The sequence below is a fragment of the Pseudomonas sp. NCCP-436 genome (assembly GCF_019656335.1).
GTDB lineage: Bacteria > Pseudomonadota > Gammaproteobacteria > Pseudomonadales > Pseudomonadaceae > Aquipseudomonas.
Window position 1 is genome coordinate 156,942 of sequence record NZ_BPLZ01000002.1, and the last position, 17,416, is coordinate 174,357.

Consider the following 17,416-nt stretch of genomic DNA (forward strand, 5'->3'; position numbering starts at 1 on the left):
ATGACTCTCGCCGCCTACATCCTGCATAGTCGCCCGTACAAGGAAAGCAGCGCACTGGTGGACTTCTTCACCCCACAGGGGCGTGTTCGTGCCGTGCTGCGGGCCGCGCGAGGCAAGGTCGGCAGCGTCGCTCGTCCATTCGCTGTACTGGATCTTGAGTTGCGCGGGCGCACCGAGCTGAAGACGGTTGGCCGCCTGGAAAGCACTGAAGTGCCTCTGCTGTTGAGCGGTGAGGCGCTGTTCTCCGGACTCTATCTCAATGAACTGCTGATGCGTCTGCTGCCAGTGGAGGATCCGCATCCGGCGATGTTTCGACACTATGCACTGACACTGCAGGCGCTGGCTGCCGGGCGTGCCCTGGAGCCGCTACTGCGTGCCTTTGAATGGCGTCTGCTGGATGAACTGGGCTATGGTTTCGCGCTGGATCGTGACCAGTACGGCCAACCGGTGGAGCCCGGAGCGCTGTACCGCTGGCAGCAGGACATCGGTCTGGTTGCGGTGGCACAGCTGCAGCCCGGCGTGTTTCAGGGGAGGGAGTTGCTGGCCATGGCCGAGGCGGACTGGCAGGTGCCGGGCGCCCTGGCGGCGGCCAAGCGGCTGATGCGCCAGGTACTGGCCCCCCATCTTGGCGGCAGACCACTGGTCAGCCGCGAGCTTTTCATGACACTCAAGGAGTCCAAGCGTGACTGAGGCCAATCGTATTTTGCTCGGTGTGAACATCGACCACGTTGCCACCCTGCGCCAGGCGCGTGGTACGCGTTACCCGGATCCGGTCAAGGCGGCGCTGGATGCCGAGGAAGCGGGTGCCGACGGTATCACTGTGCACTTGCGTGAAGATCGCCGGCATATCCAGGATCGCGATGTGCGGGTGCTGGCTGATGTGCTGCAGACCCGGATGAACTTCGAGATGGGGATCACCGACTTCATGCTTGGCTTTGCCGAGCAGATTCGTCCGGCACACGTATGTCTGGTACCGGAAACCCGTCAGGAGCTGACTACCGAGGGTGGTCTGGACGTGGCAGGGCAGGAGGCGCGCATTGCCGCGGCGGTTGAGCGGCTATCGCTGGCCGGATGCGAGGTCTCGTTGTTTATCGACGCCGAGGAGCGGCAGATCGAGGCCGCCATGCGGGTTGGTGCCCCAGCCATTGAGCTGCATACCGGTCGCTATGCCGACGCTCATACGGCAGACGAAGCGGCCGAAGAGCTGTCGCGTATTCGCGAGGGAGTCATTTGTGGGCTGAACCATGGGCTGATCGTCAATGCCGGCCACGGCCTGCACTATCACAACGTCGAGGCGGTAGCGGCGATTCCCGGTATCAATGAGTTGAACATCGGTCATGCGCTTGTCGCCCACGCGCTGTTCGTCGGCTTCAAGCAGGCGGTGGCGGAGATGAAGGCGTTGATTGTCGCGGCAGCCGAGCGCGGCTAAGTCTCTCAAAGACCAGGCTCGGCGGGCCATTGTGACTCGCGCAGTCCCGGTTCTTCAGCGCCCGGTAGCCAGCGTTGATGGATGCGGCTGAACCTGCCGTCATGTTTCATCGCATCCAGAGCCGCCTGCCAGCGTTGGATCAGTGCGTCGTCGGTATCCAGCGAGAAGGCGATGTAGCCGTAGGCGTGGCGATAGGGGAAGACCGCTTCGACCTCATCCGGGCGCAGGTGAGCGACCTGTGCGGCTGCTTCGCCCCGGGCGTAGAAACTCAGATTGTCTGCCAGGATCAAGGGCACCCTACCACTGCGTAACAGTTGGAACATCTGTTCCGGTTCGTTCACTCCCAGCAGGTTGTTCATGCCGGCCGCGCGCAGTTCCTGATAGCTGAACCAGTCGCGCGGAACCGCAATTGCCCGGATTGCGGTCAACTCCTGGTGACGGCTGATGGAGATGCCTGAGCCGCGTAGTGCATAGAAGTTGTCGTGCGCTAGGATGATCGGGCCAACCCACTTGAACAGTGGTTCGCGCTGAGGATTACGCATGGTGGGGAAGATGGCGGTGCCGGGTGTGGTCTGGGCAATGTGGTAGGCCCGTGCCCAAGGCACTATCTGCAGAGTGGCGCTCTGGTCGAGCTGGTGGAGCAGTTCCTTAACCACCTCGACAGCCATGCCTCTGGGCTGGCCCTCGTGACTGAAACTGATGGGCGGATACTCTTCGGTGTATAGCTGCAACGCCAGCACTGAGCCGGGAAAGATCCATGAAAACAGTAGAAGTAGCGTGGCCGTCTTCATTATCTGACTCGCAAACGGAGGCGAGTCACAAGCATACCTTGTTGCAGGCTTAAAGGCGTTGATTCAGCTCAGGGCTTGCGTGCTACCAGTACTGCGCGGGTCGGGGCGGGCAAGCCTTCGATGGTGCGGCTGTGGTCGGCCGGGTCGAGAAACTCCGGCAGCGACTGGAAACGCATCCATTCGGTGGCGCGTTGTTCTTGCACCGAGGTGGTGCTGACGTCTACGCAGCGTACATCCTCGAAACCGGCGCGGCGTAACCAACGCTCCAGTGCTGGCACCGAAGGCAGGAACCAGACGTTGCGCATCTGTGCGTAGCGATCCTCGGGCACCAGTACCTGCTCGGCATCGCCTTCGATCACCAGCGTTTCCAGTACCAGTTCACCACCTTTGACCAGCGTATCCTTGAGGTCGAGCAGATGGTCGATAGGCGAGCGGCGGTGGTACAGCACGCCCATGGAGAACACCGTATCGAAGCCTTCCAGTCGCTGCGGCAGCTCCTCGAAACCCAGTGGCAGATGCCAGGCTGGCAGTTCCGGCAGGTAGCGCTTCATGGCCAGGAACTGACAGAGGAACAGCCAGTTGGGGTCGACGCCGATTACGCTGGCGGCGCCGGCGCCGAGCATGCGCCACATGTAGTAGCCATTGCCGCAGCCGACATCGAGGATGCACTTGCCGCGAAGGTCAAGGTGCGGTGCGACGCGCTGCCATTTCCAGTCCGAGCGCCATTCTGTGTCGATATGTACGGCAAACAGATCGAACGGTCCCTTGCGCCAGGGGATCAGGCCCTGTAGGGCGCTTTTGAGCTGTGCGCGCGTGGCTTCGTCGCAGTTGCCGCCGACAGCGAAGTGTTGGGCCAGCTCGATCTGGCTGGCGTTCAGTGTAGGCAGTGCCTGCACGGCGCCGTACCAGCGTGGCAGGTCGCCGTGACCGATGGCCAGCTTGGCATCCAGTTGCCGTGGCAGATCGGCGGCCCAGTCCTGTAATGGGCTGCCGGCCAACTGTGCCTGCAGTGCGTCGAGATCCAGATCGCGCATCATGGCAGAGCCACCAGCGAGGCGAAGTTCAGGCACTGGAACCAGAGCACGATCTTGCTGAAGCCGGCGGCCTGCAGGCGCTTTCGGTGCTGCTCAAGGCTGTCTGGCAGCATCACCTTCTCGATGGCGCTGCGTTTCTGGGCGATTTCCAGTTCGCTGTAGCCATTGGCGCGCTTGAAGGCCAGATGCAGATCGGTCAGCAGATCGTGTTCCGTGTTGTCTTCAAAGCGCAGCTTTTCCGAGAGAATCAGTGCGCCGCCGGGCAGTAGTGCCTGATGAATGCGGCGCAGCAGTTGCAGGCGCTGTTCCGGCGGGATGAACTGCAGGGTGAAGTTCATTGCCACCAGCGAACAGGGCTGAAGCTCCAAGCTGAGGATGTCTGCCTCTATCACCTCGGCGGGCAGTAGTTCCTGGAACATGGCGTCCTGTGCCTGCAGGTACTCGGCGCAGCGGGTGACCATGGCTGGCGAGTTGTCCACGGCAATCACCCGGCAGCCCCCGCTCTGTACATGCCTGCGTAGTGCCTGGGTCACTGCTCCCAGCGAGGCGCCGAGATCGTAGAGGACAGTGTTTGGCTGGGCGAAGCTGCCGGCCAGCACGCCGATGTTTTCGACAATGGTGGGATAGCCGGGCACCGAGCGTTTGATCATGTCCGGGAATACCCGAACCACGTCCTCGTTGAACACGAAATCGGGAACCTCGGTAAGAGGCTGGGCAAACAGGCGATCGGATTCTTGGCGCACGGCAGTTGCAATGGTTGACGGAAAAGGCCGGCATTTTAGCCAAGTGACGGCGAGTCGTCAGGCTTTCTTGGCGACTCGTCGCGGATTACGGGCGCTTGCGCTCGAAGGACGATGCGGCGATGCCCCATTGGCCGAGCCAGTAGCTGAGAATGATGGCGTAGGGGGCGGCAGGGAAACTGCTAACGAAACGGTCGATGCCGATCAGACTGTCGGAAAGCACGAACAACGCGGCGCCGCCGGCCGCCAGCCAGGTGGAGCGTCGCTGCAAATCCGGATGGCCGAGGCGGGCCAGGGCACGCCAGAGCATCAGGCTGATCACGGTGCTATAACAGGCAACCGGAATCAGTAGTTCGCCCAGGCCATTGCTGGCCAGAAGAGCAAACATGCCGGCGCCGAACAGCAGGGCCAGCAGGAGAGCAGGCAGGGCTCGCTGGCGGCTGTCGGAGAGGTAGGCGCGCAGGTAGGCCAGGTGAGCCAACAGGAAAGCGCCAAGGCCGAATACGAACAGGTCCCCCGGCCAGTCCAGCAGGAGGTCGCCGGCGAGGGAGAACAGCAGACCTGTGCCGATCCAGCGCCGATAGACACCGGCTGGCGCGTGACGCAGCCAGAGCAGCAGGGCAATCACCGGTATGCCTTTGCTCAGCAGGCTGAGCTGTGCATCGCCACTGATGCGGCCGTAGAGAAACACGGCGGCACCCGCCAGACCGAGTAACAACCAACGCATGGGGAAGTGGCTCCGTTCTCATTGTTTGCAGGAGGCGAGACTATGCCCGGCAGCACGGGGTCTGCCAATGCGTCATGTGCCAAATGGAGGGACGAATCATGCCGCCTGGCCGTGTGCGGGTGGCGGAAAGAGAGGGGCACGGCGAACCCGGGCAGGGTGCCGTGCCGGGTAGGTGACTTAGCCGGCGACCAGAATACGGATGGCTTCCAGGCGCAGGGCGGCTTTGTCAAACATCGCCAGACTCTGCTCGCGTTGCTGGCGCAGAGCTTCGATCTCGCTGTCACGCACACTCGGGTTGACGGCATGCAGGGCGATCAGGCGCGCCAGCTCCTCGTCCAGTTCGGCGCTCAAGCGTTTCTTGGCCGTGGCGACCCGCTCGAGATGGCGTGGCATGACTTTGGCCTCTGCCTCGTTGATCTGTCGAGTTAGCACCTCGCGCTGGGCCTGGACGAACTTGTTGGCGCTGGCCCGAGGCACGCTTTCGAGCTGGTCGTTGAGGGTTTCGAAGGTCACCTTGGGGGCCAGGTCGTTGCCATTGGCATCGAGCAGGCAGCGTAGCGCCAGCGGTGGCAGGAAACGACCCAGTTGCAGCTTGCGTGGGGCAACCACTTCACTGACGTAGAGTAGTTCCAGCAGTACGGTGCCGGGCTTGAGGGCTTTGTTCTTGATCAGCGCCACGGCGGTATTGCCCATGGAGCCGGACAGCACCAGGTCCATGCCGCCCTGTACCATCGGATGCTCCCAACTGATGAACTGCATGTCCTCGCGGCTTAGGGCCAGATCGCGATCGTAGGTGATGGTCACCGCTTCGTCGCTGCCGAGGGGGAAGCTGGCGTCGAGCATCTTTTCGCTGGGGCGCAGGATCAGGGCGTTGTCCGAGTGGTCCTCGCTGTCGATACCAAAGGCATTGAACAGCTCTTCCATGTAGATCGGCAGAGTGAACTGGTCGTCCTGCTCAAGAATCGCCTCCACCAGTGTCTCGCCCTCTCCGGCTCCGCTGGAGTTCAGTTCCAGCAGACGGTCGCGCCCGCTGTGCAGTTCGCCTTCCAGACGCTGGCGCTCGCTTTGCGCCTCCTGAAGCAGGGCCTGCCATGGCGCTTGATCGCCGGTATTCAGCAGGGGCAGCAGGCGCGGGCCGAACTGATGCTGGAGGGCATTGCCGGTGGGGCAGGTGGCAAGGAAGGCGTTCAGCGCCTGGTGATACCACTGGAACAGGCGCTCCTGCGGGCTGTTCTCCAGGTACGGAACATGTAGCTGGATACGGTGCTTCTGGCCGATGCGGTCGAGGCGGCCGATGCGTTGCTCGAGCAGATCCGGGTGTGCCGGCAGGTCGAACAGTACCAGGTGATGAGCGAACTGGAAGTTGCGGCCTTCGGAGCCGATCTCCGAGCAAATCAGTACCTGGGCACCGAATTCCTCGTCGGCGAAGTAGGCCGCGGCGCGGTCTCGCTCGAGGATGCTCATGCCTTCATGGAACACCGTGGCGGGAATGCCGGAGCGCACGCGCAGAGCGTCTTCCAGATCCAGTGCGGTTTCGGGGTGGGCGCAGATCACCAGCACCTTGAACTTTTTCAGCATCTTCAGGGTGTCGATCAGCCATTCGACACGCGGGTCGAAGCGCCACCAGGGTTGTTCTTCGTCGCTATCCTCGCGAGCCTGGTAGCTGACTTCCGGGTAAAGCTCGGCCTGCTCGCCTGTCGACAGTTCCAGATATTCGGCTGGAAGCGGCAGCGGGTAGGGGTGCAGTTCGCGCTCCGGGAACCCCTGCACGGCCGCACGGGTATTGCGAAACAGCAGGCGGCCGGTGCCGTGGCGGTCAAGCAGTTCACGTACCAGGCGCGCACGGGCCTGATCATCGCCGCTGTCGACTGCCTTCAGCAGTTCGCGGCCTGCTTTGCCGAGAAAACCGCCGATGGCTTCCCGGGCCTGTGGGCTGAGGTGGCCCTGATCGAGCAACTCCTGCACTGCTTCGGCCACCGGGCGGTACTGACTGCTTTCGGCGCGGAAGGCTTCCAGGTCGTGAAAGCGGGCAGGGTCGAGCAGGCGCAGGCGGGCAAAGTGACTGTCCTGGCCTAGCTGCTCGGGGGTGGCGGTTAGCAGCAGTACTCCTGGGATGACCTCGGCCAGCTGTTCCACCAGGGCGTATTCGGGGCTGACCTGATCCGGGTGCCAGACCAGATGGTGGGCCTCGTCCACCACCAGCAGATCCCAGCCGGCGGCAAACAGCGCATCCTGGGCCTTTTCGTCGGTAGTCAGCCACTCCAGGGCTACCAGCGCCAACTGGCTGTCTTCGAAGGGATTGCTGGCGTCGCTTTCCAGGAAGCGCTCGGCGTCGAACAGGGCCACTTCAAGGTTGAAGCGTCGGCGCATTTCCACCAGCCACTGGTGCTGGAGGTTTTCCGGCACCAGAATCAGCACACGGCTGGCACGCCCGGAAAGCAGCTGACGGTGGATCACCAGACCGGCTTCGATAGTTTTGCCCAGGCCTACTTCGTCTGCCAGTAGTACGCGAGGGGCAATGCGGTCGGCAACGCTGCGGGCAATGTGCAACTGGTGGGCGATGGGCTGCACGCGGGCACCGCACAGCCCCCAAAGCGGCGACTGCAGCAGGCGGCTGTTGTGTTGCAGGGTGTGGTAGCGCAGGGCAAACCAGGCCAGCGGGTCGATCTGACCGGCGAACAGGCGGTCGCTGGCCAGGCGGAACTGAATGAAGTTGGACAGCTGGGTTTCCGGCATGCTTACCGGCTGATGGCGGGCATCGAGACCGTGATAGACGAGCAGGCCGTCAATATCCTCGACTTCCTGTACGGTGAGCTTCCAGCCCTCGAAGTGGGTGATTTCGTCGCCGGGGGCGAAGCGTACACGGGTCAGTGGTGCGTTGCGCGTGGCGTATTGACGGGTTTCGCCGGTGGCCGGGTAGAGCACAGTGAGCAGGCGGCCATCTTCGGCAAGGATGGTTCCCAGCCCCAATTCCGCTTCGCTGTCACTGATCCAGCGTTGTCCCGGTTGATACTGCGCCATGCCTGTCTCCCGCGTGAAAAGCCGGCTATCTTAACGGATGCTGCGCTGCGACCAAAGCGGCAGAGGCACTCTCGTCGAGCCGTTTGGTCAAAGTTTAGCGAGCACCGGCTAAAGTCGTGGTTCGTCAGGCCGACAGCCAGACTAAAGGAGGTATCCAAACGTGCTGCCACCGATTCCCCAGGCACTGGTGCCGGTTACCGCGACGCAGGATGTGGTCAAGCCCAGGCCCGAGATTCCGCCCGTGACACCGTCCGAGGAGAGTGCCAAGGAAAGCGCGCTGACCCTTGATCGACGCCACCCGCAGGAGGCCGAGGAGTTGCTCCGCGAGGAGCAGCGTCGGCGTCAGCGGCGGGGTTATAGCGCCGAGCAACTGGCCGAGGCCGAGCCAGAGGAGGTCGAGCGGGTGCTCGGTGAGCTGCCCCGTCAGGGGCTGTGGGTCGATGTGGAAGTCTGACACCCGTAGCGAGTGGTTTTCATGCTGTTTCATGATCCGCTTCCCACGCTGGACAATGCCGAGCTGGACTATTTTCCGGACTGGCTCGACCGTGACACGGCCGACACCTGGTTCGAGGCGCTGCTGGCGCAGACGCCCTGGCAGCAGCCGGAGCTTTTCATCCATGGCCGCTATCACCGTACGCCGCGTCTGACCGCCTGGTACGGCGAGCCTGGCGCACGCTACCGTTATTCCGGCAGGCTCCACGAACCGCTGTCCTGGACGCCGCTGCTGGCTGAGATCCGCCAGCGGGTGGAGCACCAGGTGGGGCAGCCGCTTAATGCCGTGCTGCTCAACTATTATCGTGACGGTCAGGACTCGATGGGCTGGCACAACGATGCCGAGCCGGAGTTGGGACGCGATCCGCTGATTGCTTCGCTCAGTCTGGGAGGCTGTCGGCGTTTCGATCTGCGCCGCGTTGGCAGTACGCGTATCGAGTACTCGCTGACGCTGGCGCATGCTTCGCTACTGGTCATGCGCGGGCCGACCCAGCATCATTGGCAGCATCAAGTGGCGAAGACGCGGCAAGCCTGTGCTCCGCGACTTAACCTGACCTTCCGCCTGATCCGGTTTCCGCTATGAGCAATGATGACAAGCTGATCGATTTCGCTGCCGAGCGCGACAAGCGCATCCATGATCTTCACGACAGGCGCCTGGACGCGATGCGCCAGGTGTTCGAGCAGGTTCTGCCTCTGGGCAAAAGCAGGAAGAAAGCTAAGGGCAAGCCGAAGAAAAAGCGCTGAGACCCGCCTTCCCTCCCGTTGCCTCTGTGGCCATGGTGCCGCTTTCGCTGTTCTCCCGCCGATTTCTTGACTTGTGTCAGTGTTCGCGCTGGCCTGCCGGAAGCTTCTTTCGCCAATTGATCCAGATCAATTCCCTCCGAACCGACGCTGCTAACTTGAAGCCATCTCAGACAGACAGGCAAAGATCAGGAGGCAGCCATGTTCGTCGATACAGTGGTTCTCGCCGGAGTCGGCACGGTTCTTCTGATGTTCGCGTTCTTCGGAGGAGTTGGTTATTTCATCTGGAAGGATGCGCACAAGCGTAAGCAGGGCTGATCCTTCCAGCTCACTGGGCACGCAAGGCAATTCGGGCGACTTCGGTCGCCCTTTTTTTGTTCCTTATATGAACCTGGAATCTTTTGCTTACGCCGCGTTCCATTACAGATCTATGTATCTGTTCTGAGCCTTTTCTTGTGGCGTAGCGATGTTGCGTCTCCTAGGACACTTTCTGTTTCCCCAGCCAAACGCTTTGCAATTTGCCATCAAGACGCTGCTTGGTGGCGGCCTGGCGCTGTGGCTGGCGTTTCGCTTCGATCTGCAACAGCCGCAATGGGCGTTGATGACAGCCTTCATTGTCGCCCAGCCGATGTCCGGCATGGTGGTACTCAAGGGGCTGGCCCGGGTATTGGGCACGGTGATCGGTACGCTGATGGCGGTACTGATGATCGCTTTGTTCGCGCAGACACCGTGGCTGTTTCTGCTGGTTCTGGCTCTGTGGATGACGTTGTGCACCGCTGCGTCGACCCTGTTGCGCAGTGCCTGGGGGTATGCCTTCGTGCTGGCCGGTTATACGGTGGCGATCATCGGTCTGCCGGCTGTCAACGCGCCGCTGACGGTGTTCGATCAGGCAGTGGCGCGTTGCACTGAAATCATTCTGGGCATTGCCTGCGCTACTGTGGTCAGCGCCGTATTGTGGCCGCAGCGAGTCGAACGTCAGTTGAGTGCACAAGCGCGCCGGGTGTGGCAGGCGGGTATGGCGGCAGCGTTGCACTCTCTGCAAGGGCAGCCACTGGATCGCAAGGGGCTGCTTGATGTACTAGGTCAGGTGGTGGCGATTGACGCCCAGCGCGAGCATGCCTGGTTCGAGGGGCCGTTAGGGCGTAGCCGGGCATCGGCGCTGCGTGCGCTGAGTCGTGATTTGCTCAGCGCTTTGCGTCTGGCGCGTGGCGTGGGTCGCCAGTGGCGCAGTCTGGGTGATGCTCAGGCGCGGCGTTTGGCACAGCCGCTGCAGCAGGTGGTCGACGTCATGCAGGAGGCCTCCCATGGGGCGTTGCTGACATTGAGCGGTGCGTTGCGAGAGCAGAGTGCGCTTGCCGATTGGGATCAGGCCGAGCGTGGTGCTCTGGAGCGTCTTGCGGTGCTTTGTAGTCGCCTGGCCCAGGCACAGGATTCTCTGGAGGCCGTTGAGCAGGGACGCAGCAGCGGTTCGCTGCCACCGCCATTGTCCTCACATCGTGACTGGCAGACAGCTTTGTTTTACGGCATGCGCAGCGGCTTGGCCTTCCTGCTGCTGGCTGCCCTCTGGATGGGCACGGCCTGGAGTCACGCTGCCAGTGCCATGGTGTTGGCTGGGGTGGCCTGCAGTCTGTTTGCCAGTCGCGACAATGCTGCGCAGATCGGTCTTATGTTTCTGCGCGGGATTTTCTATTGCGTACCGGTAGCGCTTCTGGTTGGACATGTGCTGTTGCCGCAGGTCAGCGGTTTTGCATTGCTATGTCTGGTGCTGGCACCACCGCTGTTCTTTGGCGCATTGGGCATGGCTCATCCGATGCTGGCAGGCACGGCCACTTCGTTCACCCTCAACCTGATTGTGCTGACCGGCCCGCACAACGTCATGAAATACGACGTAGGGTTCTTCTTCAATGAAGTGCTGTCGATGATTGTTGGTGTGGGCTGTGCGGTACTGGCTTTCAATCTGCTGCAGTTGCGCAGTCCAGCCTGGCACATCCGTCGCCTCCGGCGGGCAACCCTGCAGGATTTGCAACGCCTGACCTGGCGCTCTTTGGATGGCGCTGAAAACTGGTTCGGCGGACGTATGGCTGATCGTCTGCTGCGTCTGGCGCGGCATTATCCACTGCTGCCTGCCAATAGTCGTGAGCGTTGGGATGATGGTATCAGTGGTCTGGATTTCGCCGATGAGCTGCTGCACTTGCGGGCCTGTCTGGCGAGTCTCGGATCATCGATGCGTGAGCCGGGCGAGGCCTTCTTGTGGCGAGTCGGCCAGGCCTTGCAGAAGGGGCCGCAGGAGGCGCAGGCGCAATCTCTGGATGGCGCTGCCCAAGCGCTTATGCAGGTACTGGTGAGCGGGCCGGAAAATATCGAGCGGCGTTTGGCGCTGACGGCTACTCAGCAACTGTGCAGGATCTGGCAGCGTTGGTGCCAGGGCGGGGGAATGGAACATGGGGCTGCGTGAATGGAGTGTCGGCGGGGTACTGCTAAGTCCTTTGCTGGCGTATGTGCTATTTGCACTGCTGTTGACCGGGGTATTACGCCTGGTGCTGCAGCGAATCGGGCTGAGCCAGTGGATCTGGCACGAAGCGCTGTTCGATTGTGCGCTGTTCGTTTGTGTATTGGCTGGATCTGTGTACTTCCTGGGGCAATGAGAGCATGAAGCAGGCATTGAAATCCGCGGTGCGGGTCACCCTGACTCTGAGCGTAGTGGCGTTGGCCATCGCAGCCGGCTACTGGCTGTGGCAGTACTACCTGTATTCGCCCTGGACCCGCGACGCCCGAGTGCGTGCCGATGTTGTCACCGTGGCGCCGGATGTGGCGGGCTGGGTCGAGAGTCTGAAGGTGCGGGACAATCAGCGGGTTGAGCAGGGCGATCTGCTGATGGTGCTGGACAAGGCACGCTATGAGGCTGCGCTGGAGCAGGCTCGCGCAGTGGAGCAGACGCGCCGTGAACAACTGACGTTGCGCGAGCGGGAGGCGAGTCGTCGTATGCGGTTGGGCTCGCAGGCCATTAGTGCCGAGTTGCGTGAAAATGCCCAGATCAGTGCGCGCATTGCCCGTGGCGAGTACCGTCAGGCACAGGCCGCCGTGCACTTTGCCGAGCTTGACCTGGCGCGCAGTGAGGTGCGTGCGCCACGGGCCGGGCAGGTGACCAATCTGCGTCTGGCCCAGGGGAATTACGTGCGTAGTGGCGAGGCGGTCATGGCGTTGGTCGACTTGTCTTCCTTCTATGTGCAGGCCTACTTCGAGGAAACCAAGCTGGCACGTATTCGCGTCGGGGCCCCGGTGAAAGTGGCCTTGATGGGCGGCGACCAGATACTGGAAGGAGAGGTCGAAAGCATCAGCAGTGGTATCACTGATCGCAATGCCAGGCCTGACGGCCAACTGCTGGCCGATGTCGAGCCGACCTTCAACTGGGTGCGTCTGGCCCAGCGTATTCCGGTGCGCATCAGGCTCAAGGAACTTCCGGATGATGTGCAACTGAGCGCCGGGATGACGGCCAGTGTACAGGTGGTCGAGCAGTGATCCGCTTAAAAGCTTTGCTCAGGACGTGACGGCAAGGTCAGAGTCGTCGAAACTAGCGCCTCGTTTTCAATGCGGGCCATGCCTGGCTCAAGTAAAGAGGTCTCGTCCATGTCCTATAAAGTTTTCGTCGATGGCCAGGAAGGCACTACGGGGTTGCGCCTGCTGGATTACCTGGCCGGTCGCCCGGATATTGAGTTGCTGCGCATCGATGAAGCCAAGCGCAAGGATAGTGCCGAGCGAGCGCGCTTTCTTAATGCCGCCGACGTGGCCTTCCTCTGTTTGCCGGACGCCGCTTCGCGTGAGGCCGTCAGTCTGGTAAGCAATCCCGACACCTGCATCATCGACGCCAGTACCGCTTTCCGTACCGACAGCGGCTGGACCTACGGTCTGCCGGAACTGGCTGCTGGCCAGCGCGAGGCGATCCGTGCCAGCAAGCGCATTGCCAACCCTGGCTGCCACGCCACAGCCTTCATCCTGCTGGTGCGCCCTCTGGTGGACGCCGGTCTGTTACCGAAGAACTACCCGCTCAGCGCGTTCTCCCTGACCGGCTACAGCGGCGGCGGCAAGTCGATGATCGCCCAATACGAGGCTGGTGGAGATGCCTGTCTGAAAAGTCCGCGCCCTTATGCCATGGGCCAGGCGCACAAGCATCTGCCGGAGATGCGTGTACAGACCGGCATTGCCCAGGCGCCGGTGTTCAATCCCATCGTTGGCGACTTCCTCAAGGGGCTTTCGGTAACCGTGCCGCTGCATCTCGACCGGCTGGCGTCCGGCACAACGCTACAGCAGTTGCATGAGGCGCTGCGGCAGCATTATGCCGGCGAGCGTTTTGTGCGGGTGATGCCGCTGGAGGATGAGTCCAACCTGGACAACGGCTTCTTCGATGTGCAGGCCTGCAATGACACCAATCGGGCCGATCTGTTCGTCTTCGGCAATGCCGAGCGGGCGACCCTGGTGGCACGTCTGGACAACCTTGGCAAGGGCGCTGCGGGCGCTGCGGTGCAGTGCATGAACGTGCACATCGGTGCCGCCGAGGACGCCGGGCTGGCCAGCGGTCTGTAAATGGCGGGCCGGGGCTTTGGGCTTCGGCTGCTTGTGCCGACGGGGCGACGGGTACCTGACCCGCCGCCCCGTATTTCTTTCAGGCCCGTTCGATGCGCGCCGGGGTGCGGCGCATCAGCACCTTGCCATGGCGTACCGACACCAGCGCGTGGCCCTGGCTGCGCACCATCTCATAGTCGTCCGGCGCCGAGAGGATCAGCAGGTTGGCCGGACGGCCCGCTTCCAGACCGTAACGCTCACCGAGGGCCAGGGCACGCGCCGAGTTGTCGGTGATCAGGTCCAGACTGCGCTTGAGATCCTCGTAACCGAGCATGTGGCAGATATGCAGGCCGGCTTCGAGGATGCGCAGGATGTTGCCGTTGCCCAGCGGATACCAGGGGTCGACGATGGAATCCTGGCCGAAGCACACGTTCATCCCGGCACGATCCAGTTCAGCCACGCGGGTCAGCCCGCGGCGTTTTGGGAAGGTGTCGAAGCGCCCCTGCAGGTGGATGCTCTCGGTGGGGCAGGAAATGAAGCTGATGCCGCTCATCTTCAGCAGGCGGAACAGCTTGGAGCAGTAGGCGTTGTCGTAGGAGCCCATGGCCACGGTGTGGCTGGCGGTGACACGTGCGCCCATTCCGCGCACGCGGGCTTCTTCGGCCAGCACTTCGAGAAAGCGCGACTGCGGGTCGTCGGTCTCGTCGCAGTGCACGTCCACCAGGCAGTCGGTGCGCTCGGCCAGATCCATGAGGAACTTGATCGACGACACGCCCTGGTCGCGGGTGTTCTCGAAATGCGGAATGCCGCCGACCACGTCGGCGCCCAGCTCGATGGCCTGTTCCATCAGCGCGCGACCATTGGCGAAGGACTCGATGCCCTCCTGCGGGAAGGCGACGATCTGCATGTCGATCAGGTGGCGGGTTTCCTCGCGCACTTCGAGCATGGCCTTGAGCGCGGCCAGAGTCGGGTCGGTGACGTCGACGTGGGTGCGCACATGTTGAATGCCGTGGTCGACCAGCATGTCGATGGTCTTCTTGGCGCGGGTCTTGGTGTCCTCGTGAGTGACCAGCGCCTTGCGCTCGGCCCAGCGCTCGATGCCCTCGAACAGCGTGCCGCTCATGTTCCACGCCGGCTCGCCGGCGGTGAGGGTGGCATCGAGGTGGATGTGCGGCTCGACGAAGGGCGGCACCACCAGGTTGCCGGCGGCGTCCAGGTCGGCGGCGGCGATGACGGGGGCGTTCTGCTGCGGCTCGATGCGGGCGATCAGCTCGCCGTCCAGGGTGATGCGGTGCAGGCCGTCGCGGCCGCGCAGGCGGGCGTTGTGGATGATCATCTTGGTTCCTCTCAGGCAGGCGACGACAGGCGCCGGATCAACAGCGCGACGCTGATGTTCAGGCGGTCGTGCGGGTCTTCGAACGAGCAGCCGGTCAGCGCTTCGATGCGCTGCAGACGGTAGCTCAGGGTATTGCGGTGAACATTGAGGCGTTGCGCGGCCAGGGCCAGGTTGCCGTTCTCGGCGAACCAGGCCTCCAGTGTGGGCATCAGCACCGGCTGATGGCGCGAGTCATCGCCGATCAGCGGGCCGACCACGCGTTCGACGAAGCGATCGAGCAGGCTGCGGTTGCGAATCGCACCGAGCAATTCCAGTACGCCCAGCTCATTGAAACTGCACAGGCCCAGGCGCTCGGGAAAGCGCTGCGCCACGCTCAGGGCCTGGCGTGCCTCACCCAGCCCCTGGGCGAGGCGCGGTGCATCGCAACCGGCGCTGCCGAGACCGAGGAACAGACGTAGCGGGCCGAGTTGCGGGCGCAGCTCATCGAGCAGCGTGGTCATGGCCTGGCGGTTGCGTGCCTCGCTGTGAGCGTCGGGGCAGGGCAGCAGGGCGATCCAGTGGCGGCCCTGGCTGACCAGTGGCAGCACGTCACCCAGTTCGCCGAGGCATTGTTCCAGGCGCCGTTGCAGCAGTTGCTGGCGACTCTGCAGCTGGCGCTCGGCGTCTTCGTCCGGCAGGTCGCCGAACAGTTGCTCGCTGCCGTCGAGGCGCAGCAGTGCCACCTGACGCGGCACGTGCAGTGCCAGGCCGAGGCTGTCGCCGCGTTGCAGCAACACCTCGAGCGACTGGTAGTCGCCGTCGAGCACCTGTTCCAGCACGTGCTGGCGCGAGCGGCCGAGCTGCTGCGCCTGCACCAGCGCGGTGCCGATGGCCTGGGTGACCACCACCATCTTCAGTGCGTAGGGCTGCTCGATCAGTGGCAGGTTCAGGCGCTCGGCCTCGGCGATGACGCTGGGTGGGATGCTCTGAATGAACTCGGCGCCGGTGAGGATGACCAGGCCGGCGACCACGCGTTCATGGCCTTCTCGTACCAGACGCAGCAGGTTGGCTTCGTCGCGCGGGTGGTTGATGCCGGTGACGAAGATCAGTTCGCCGCCCATCACCCAGTCGGCGATGCCTTCGTTCTCGGCCACATAGGGCCAGCGCACGGCATTGTCGCGCCCGGCCTGGCCGGCACGCAGGTGCATGCTGGCCAGGCCGGGCAGGGCGAGTACGTCGGCGACGGTCAGACTCACGCGCCAGCGACCTGCTGACGGCCAACCAGTGCCTTGTTTGCCTCGAACAGCACGACATAGGCCACGGCCGCCACGGCGATACCTACCAGCGGGGCGATCCAGGGCGAGAAGTAGGCGCTCAGCGCGCCGATCAGGTAGGCGCCGAGGCCGACCCAGTTGAACGCCGGCAGACGCACATCGGCCAGTTTCGGATAGCGCGACCGGTGGCCGTAGAAGAAATCGGCCATGATCACGCCGCCAATCGGCGGAATGATCGAGCCGAGCAGGATCAGGAAGGGAATCAGCATCTCGTACATGCCGCCGATGGCCAGCAGCGTGCCGATACCGGCACCTGCCAGGGTCACGGTCTTGCGCTTGCCGGTGCGCAGCAGGTTGCAGCCGGCTGCAGCGAAGTTGTAGATGGTGTTGTCCTGGGTGGTCCACAGGTTGAGGAACAGCATGACCACGGCGGCCATGGACAGCCCCTGCAGCACCAGTACCTCGACCACGTCCGGCTGCTGATAGACGATCGCGCCATAGGCACCGGCAATGATCATCAGGCCGTTGCCGATGAAGAAGCCGACCATGCTGGCCAGCACCGCGACCCGGCCGCTCTTGGCGAAGCGCGTCCAGTTGGTGGCCTGGGTGGCGCCGCTGACGAAAGTGCCGAACACCAGGGTGATGGCAACGCTCAGACTCATGCTCTCCTGCGGCTCGACCGCGAGCAGACCGGCAAGGCCGCCGATATCACGGGTGGCGATCCACAGCGAGGCCATCAGCAGTACCAGCATGGCCGGTACGGCGACGCGCGAGAGCAGGTCCAGCCCCTTGTAGCCGACGAAGGCGGTCAGGCAGAAACCGAAGCCGAACAGCACCATCAACGGGATGGTCAGGCCTTCGGGCAGGCCGAGAATCTTCACCAGGATGATGGCGATGGTCGCCGTGCCCCAGGCGTACCAGCCGATCTGGGTGAAGCCCAGCAGCATATCGGACAGCTTGCTGCCCACCTCACCGAAGCAGAAACGCCCCATCAGTACCGAATTCAGGCCGCTGCGGCAGGCGATCAGGCCCAGCACTGCGGCATACAGGCCGAGCAGCAGGTTGCCGATCACTGCCGCCCAGATCAGCGTGGTGAAATCGAAGGCCATGCCGATCTTGCCGCCGGCGAACATGGTGGCGGTGAAAAAGGTGAAACCGAACAGCAGGATGGCGGTGGAGAACAGCCCCTTGCGCGCGCCGTTGGGCACCTCGCTCAGGGGGTAGTCGCTATCGGGGGTGACATTGCTCATGGACCTGGCTCCGGTAAGAGGGTGAGGCCTTGGCGATAGCAG

18 protein-coding genes are annotated in these 17,416 nt (G+C 63.0%); 10 read left to right on the forward strand and 8 right to left on the reverse strand.

Annotation, left to right across the window (positions count from 1 at the left end; translation table 11 throughout):
- Complete coding sequence (gene recO, locus NCCP436_RS02835; protein WP_220802276.1) at window positions 1–690, forward strand: DNA repair protein RecO; 690 nt, start codon at window positions 1–3, stop codon at window positions 688–690.
- Window positions 683–1,429, forward strand: a complete 747-nt coding sequence (gene pdxJ, locus NCCP436_RS02840) for a pyridoxine 5'-phosphate synthase (RefSeq protein WP_220802277.1) — start codon at window positions 683–685, stop codon at window positions 1,427–1,429. The genes recO and pdxJ overlap by 8 nt, the downstream gene beginning before the upstream one ends.
- A gap of 5 nt (window positions 1,430–1,434) precedes the next feature.
- Here the strand turns inward: pdxJ and NCCP436_RS02845 are convergent, their stop codons facing one another.
- The 5 genes from NCCP436_RS02845 to rapA all read right to left on the reverse strand — a co-directional run bounded on the left by NCCP436_RS02845 (window position 1,435) and on the right by rapA (window position 7,742).
- Window positions 1,435–2,220 (reverse strand): ABC transporter substrate-binding protein, encoded by a 786-nt coding sequence (locus NCCP436_RS02845; RefSeq protein WP_220802278.1) that lies wholly within the window; start codon window positions 2,218–2,220, stop codon window positions 1,435–1,437.
- 68 nt (window positions 2,221–2,288) lie between these two features.
- Window positions 2,289–3,257, reverse strand: coding sequence for a tRNA 5-methoxyuridine(34)/uridine 5-oxyacetic acid(34) synthase CmoB (cmoB, locus tag NCCP436_RS02850; protein ID WP_220802279.1), 969 nt, complete (start codon window positions 3,255–3,257; stop codon window positions 2,289–2,291).
- A complete protein-coding gene (cmoA, locus tag NCCP436_RS02855; protein ID WP_220802280.1) occupies window positions 3,254–3,997 on the reverse strand; it encodes a carboxy-S-adenosyl-L-methionine synthase CmoA in 744 nt (247 codons plus the stop codon). The genes cmoB and cmoA overlap by 4 nt, the downstream gene beginning before the upstream one ends.
- An 85-nt stretch (window positions 3,998–4,082) precedes the next feature.
- Window positions 4,083–4,721: a lysoplasmalogenase gene (locus NCCP436_RS02860; protein ID WP_220802281.1), complete on the reverse strand. Its 639-nt coding sequence runs from the start codon at window positions 4,719–4,721 to the stop codon at window positions 4,083–4,085.
- Window positions 4,722–4,898: 177 nt separating this feature from the next.
- Window positions 4,899–7,742 (reverse strand): RNA polymerase-associated protein RapA, encoded by a 2,844-nt coding sequence (gene rapA, locus NCCP436_RS02865; RefSeq protein ID WP_220802282.1) that lies wholly within the window; start codon window positions 7,740–7,742, stop codon window positions 4,899–4,901.
- 160 nt (window positions 7,743–7,902) lie between these two features.
- Between rapA and NCCP436_RS02870 the strand changes: the two genes are divergently transcribed.
- From NCCP436_RS02870 to argC, 8 genes are all read left to right on the forward strand, one after another.
- Window positions 7,903–8,196 carry an aspartate-semialdehyde dehydrogenase gene (locus NCCP436_RS02870; protein ID WP_220802283.1) on the forward strand — a complete coding sequence of 98 codons (294 nt, stop codon included), beginning with the start codon at window positions 7,903–7,905 and terminating at the stop codon, window positions 8,194–8,196.
- Between the two features lie 21 nt (window positions 8,197–8,217).
- Window positions 8,218–8,817, forward strand: a complete 600-nt coding sequence (locus NCCP436_RS02875; protein WP_220802284.1) for an alpha-ketoglutarate-dependent dioxygenase AlkB — start codon at window positions 8,218–8,220, stop codon at window positions 8,815–8,817.
- Window positions 8,814–8,978, forward strand: a complete 165-nt coding sequence (locus NCCP436_RS02880) for a hypothetical protein (RefSeq protein ID WP_220802285.1) — start codon at window positions 8,814–8,816, stop codon at window positions 8,976–8,978. The genes NCCP436_RS02875 and NCCP436_RS02880 overlap by 4 nt, the downstream gene beginning before the upstream one ends.
- A gap of 198 nt (window positions 8,979–9,176) precedes the next feature.
- Entirely contained in the window at window positions 9,177–9,293 is a 117-nt protein-coding gene (gene ccoM / locus NCCP436_RS17720) for a cytochrome c oxidase subunit CcoM (RefSeq protein WP_309295049.1), read from the forward strand.
- Window positions 9,294–9,441: 148 nt separating this feature from the next.
- Complete coding sequence (locus tag NCCP436_RS02885) at window positions 9,442–11,430, forward strand: FUSC family protein (RefSeq protein ID WP_220802286.1); 1,989 nt, start codon at window positions 9,442–9,444, stop codon at window positions 11,428–11,430.
- A complete protein-coding gene (locus tag NCCP436_RS02890) occupies window positions 11,417–11,620 on the forward strand; it encodes a DUF1656 domain-containing protein (RefSeq protein ID WP_220802287.1) in 204 nt (67 codons plus the stop codon). The genes NCCP436_RS02885 and NCCP436_RS02890 overlap by 14 nt, the downstream gene beginning before the upstream one ends.
- A gap of 16 nt (window positions 11,621–11,636) precedes the next feature.
- A complete protein-coding gene (locus NCCP436_RS02895) occupies window positions 11,637–12,494 on the forward strand; it encodes an efflux RND transporter periplasmic adaptor subunit (protein WP_220802501.1) in 858 nt (285 codons plus the stop codon).
- Window positions 12,495–12,602: 108 nt separating this feature from the next.
- Complete coding sequence (argC, locus tag NCCP436_RS02900; protein ID WP_220802288.1) at window positions 12,603–13,556, forward strand: N-acetyl-gamma-glutamyl-phosphate reductase; 954 nt, start codon at window positions 12,603–12,605, stop codon at window positions 13,554–13,556.
- Between the two features lie 79 nt (window positions 13,557–13,635).
- Here the strand turns inward: argC and codA are convergent, their stop codons facing one another.
- Genes codA through codB form a run of 3 tightly spaced genes read right to left on the reverse strand, consistent with a single transcriptional unit; the run spans window position 13,636 to window position 17,374 of the window.
- Window positions 13,636–14,871 (reverse strand): cytosine deaminase, encoded by a 1,236-nt coding sequence (codA, locus tag NCCP436_RS02905; RefSeq protein ID WP_220802289.1) that lies wholly within the window; start codon window positions 14,869–14,871, stop codon window positions 13,636–13,638.
- An 11-nt stretch (window positions 14,872–14,882) separates the two neighbouring features.
- Window positions 14,883–16,106 (reverse strand): PucR family transcriptional regulator, encoded by a 1,224-nt coding sequence (locus NCCP436_RS02910; protein WP_220802290.1) that lies wholly within the window; start codon window positions 16,104–16,106, stop codon window positions 14,883–14,885.
- Window positions 16,103–17,374 (reverse strand): cytosine permease, encoded by a 1,272-nt coding sequence (gene codB, locus NCCP436_RS02915; RefSeq protein ID WP_220802291.1) that lies wholly within the window; start codon window positions 17,372–17,374, stop codon window positions 16,103–16,105. The genes NCCP436_RS02910 and codB overlap by 4 nt, the downstream gene beginning before the upstream one ends.
- Window positions 17,375–17,416: the final 42 nt, after the last annotated feature.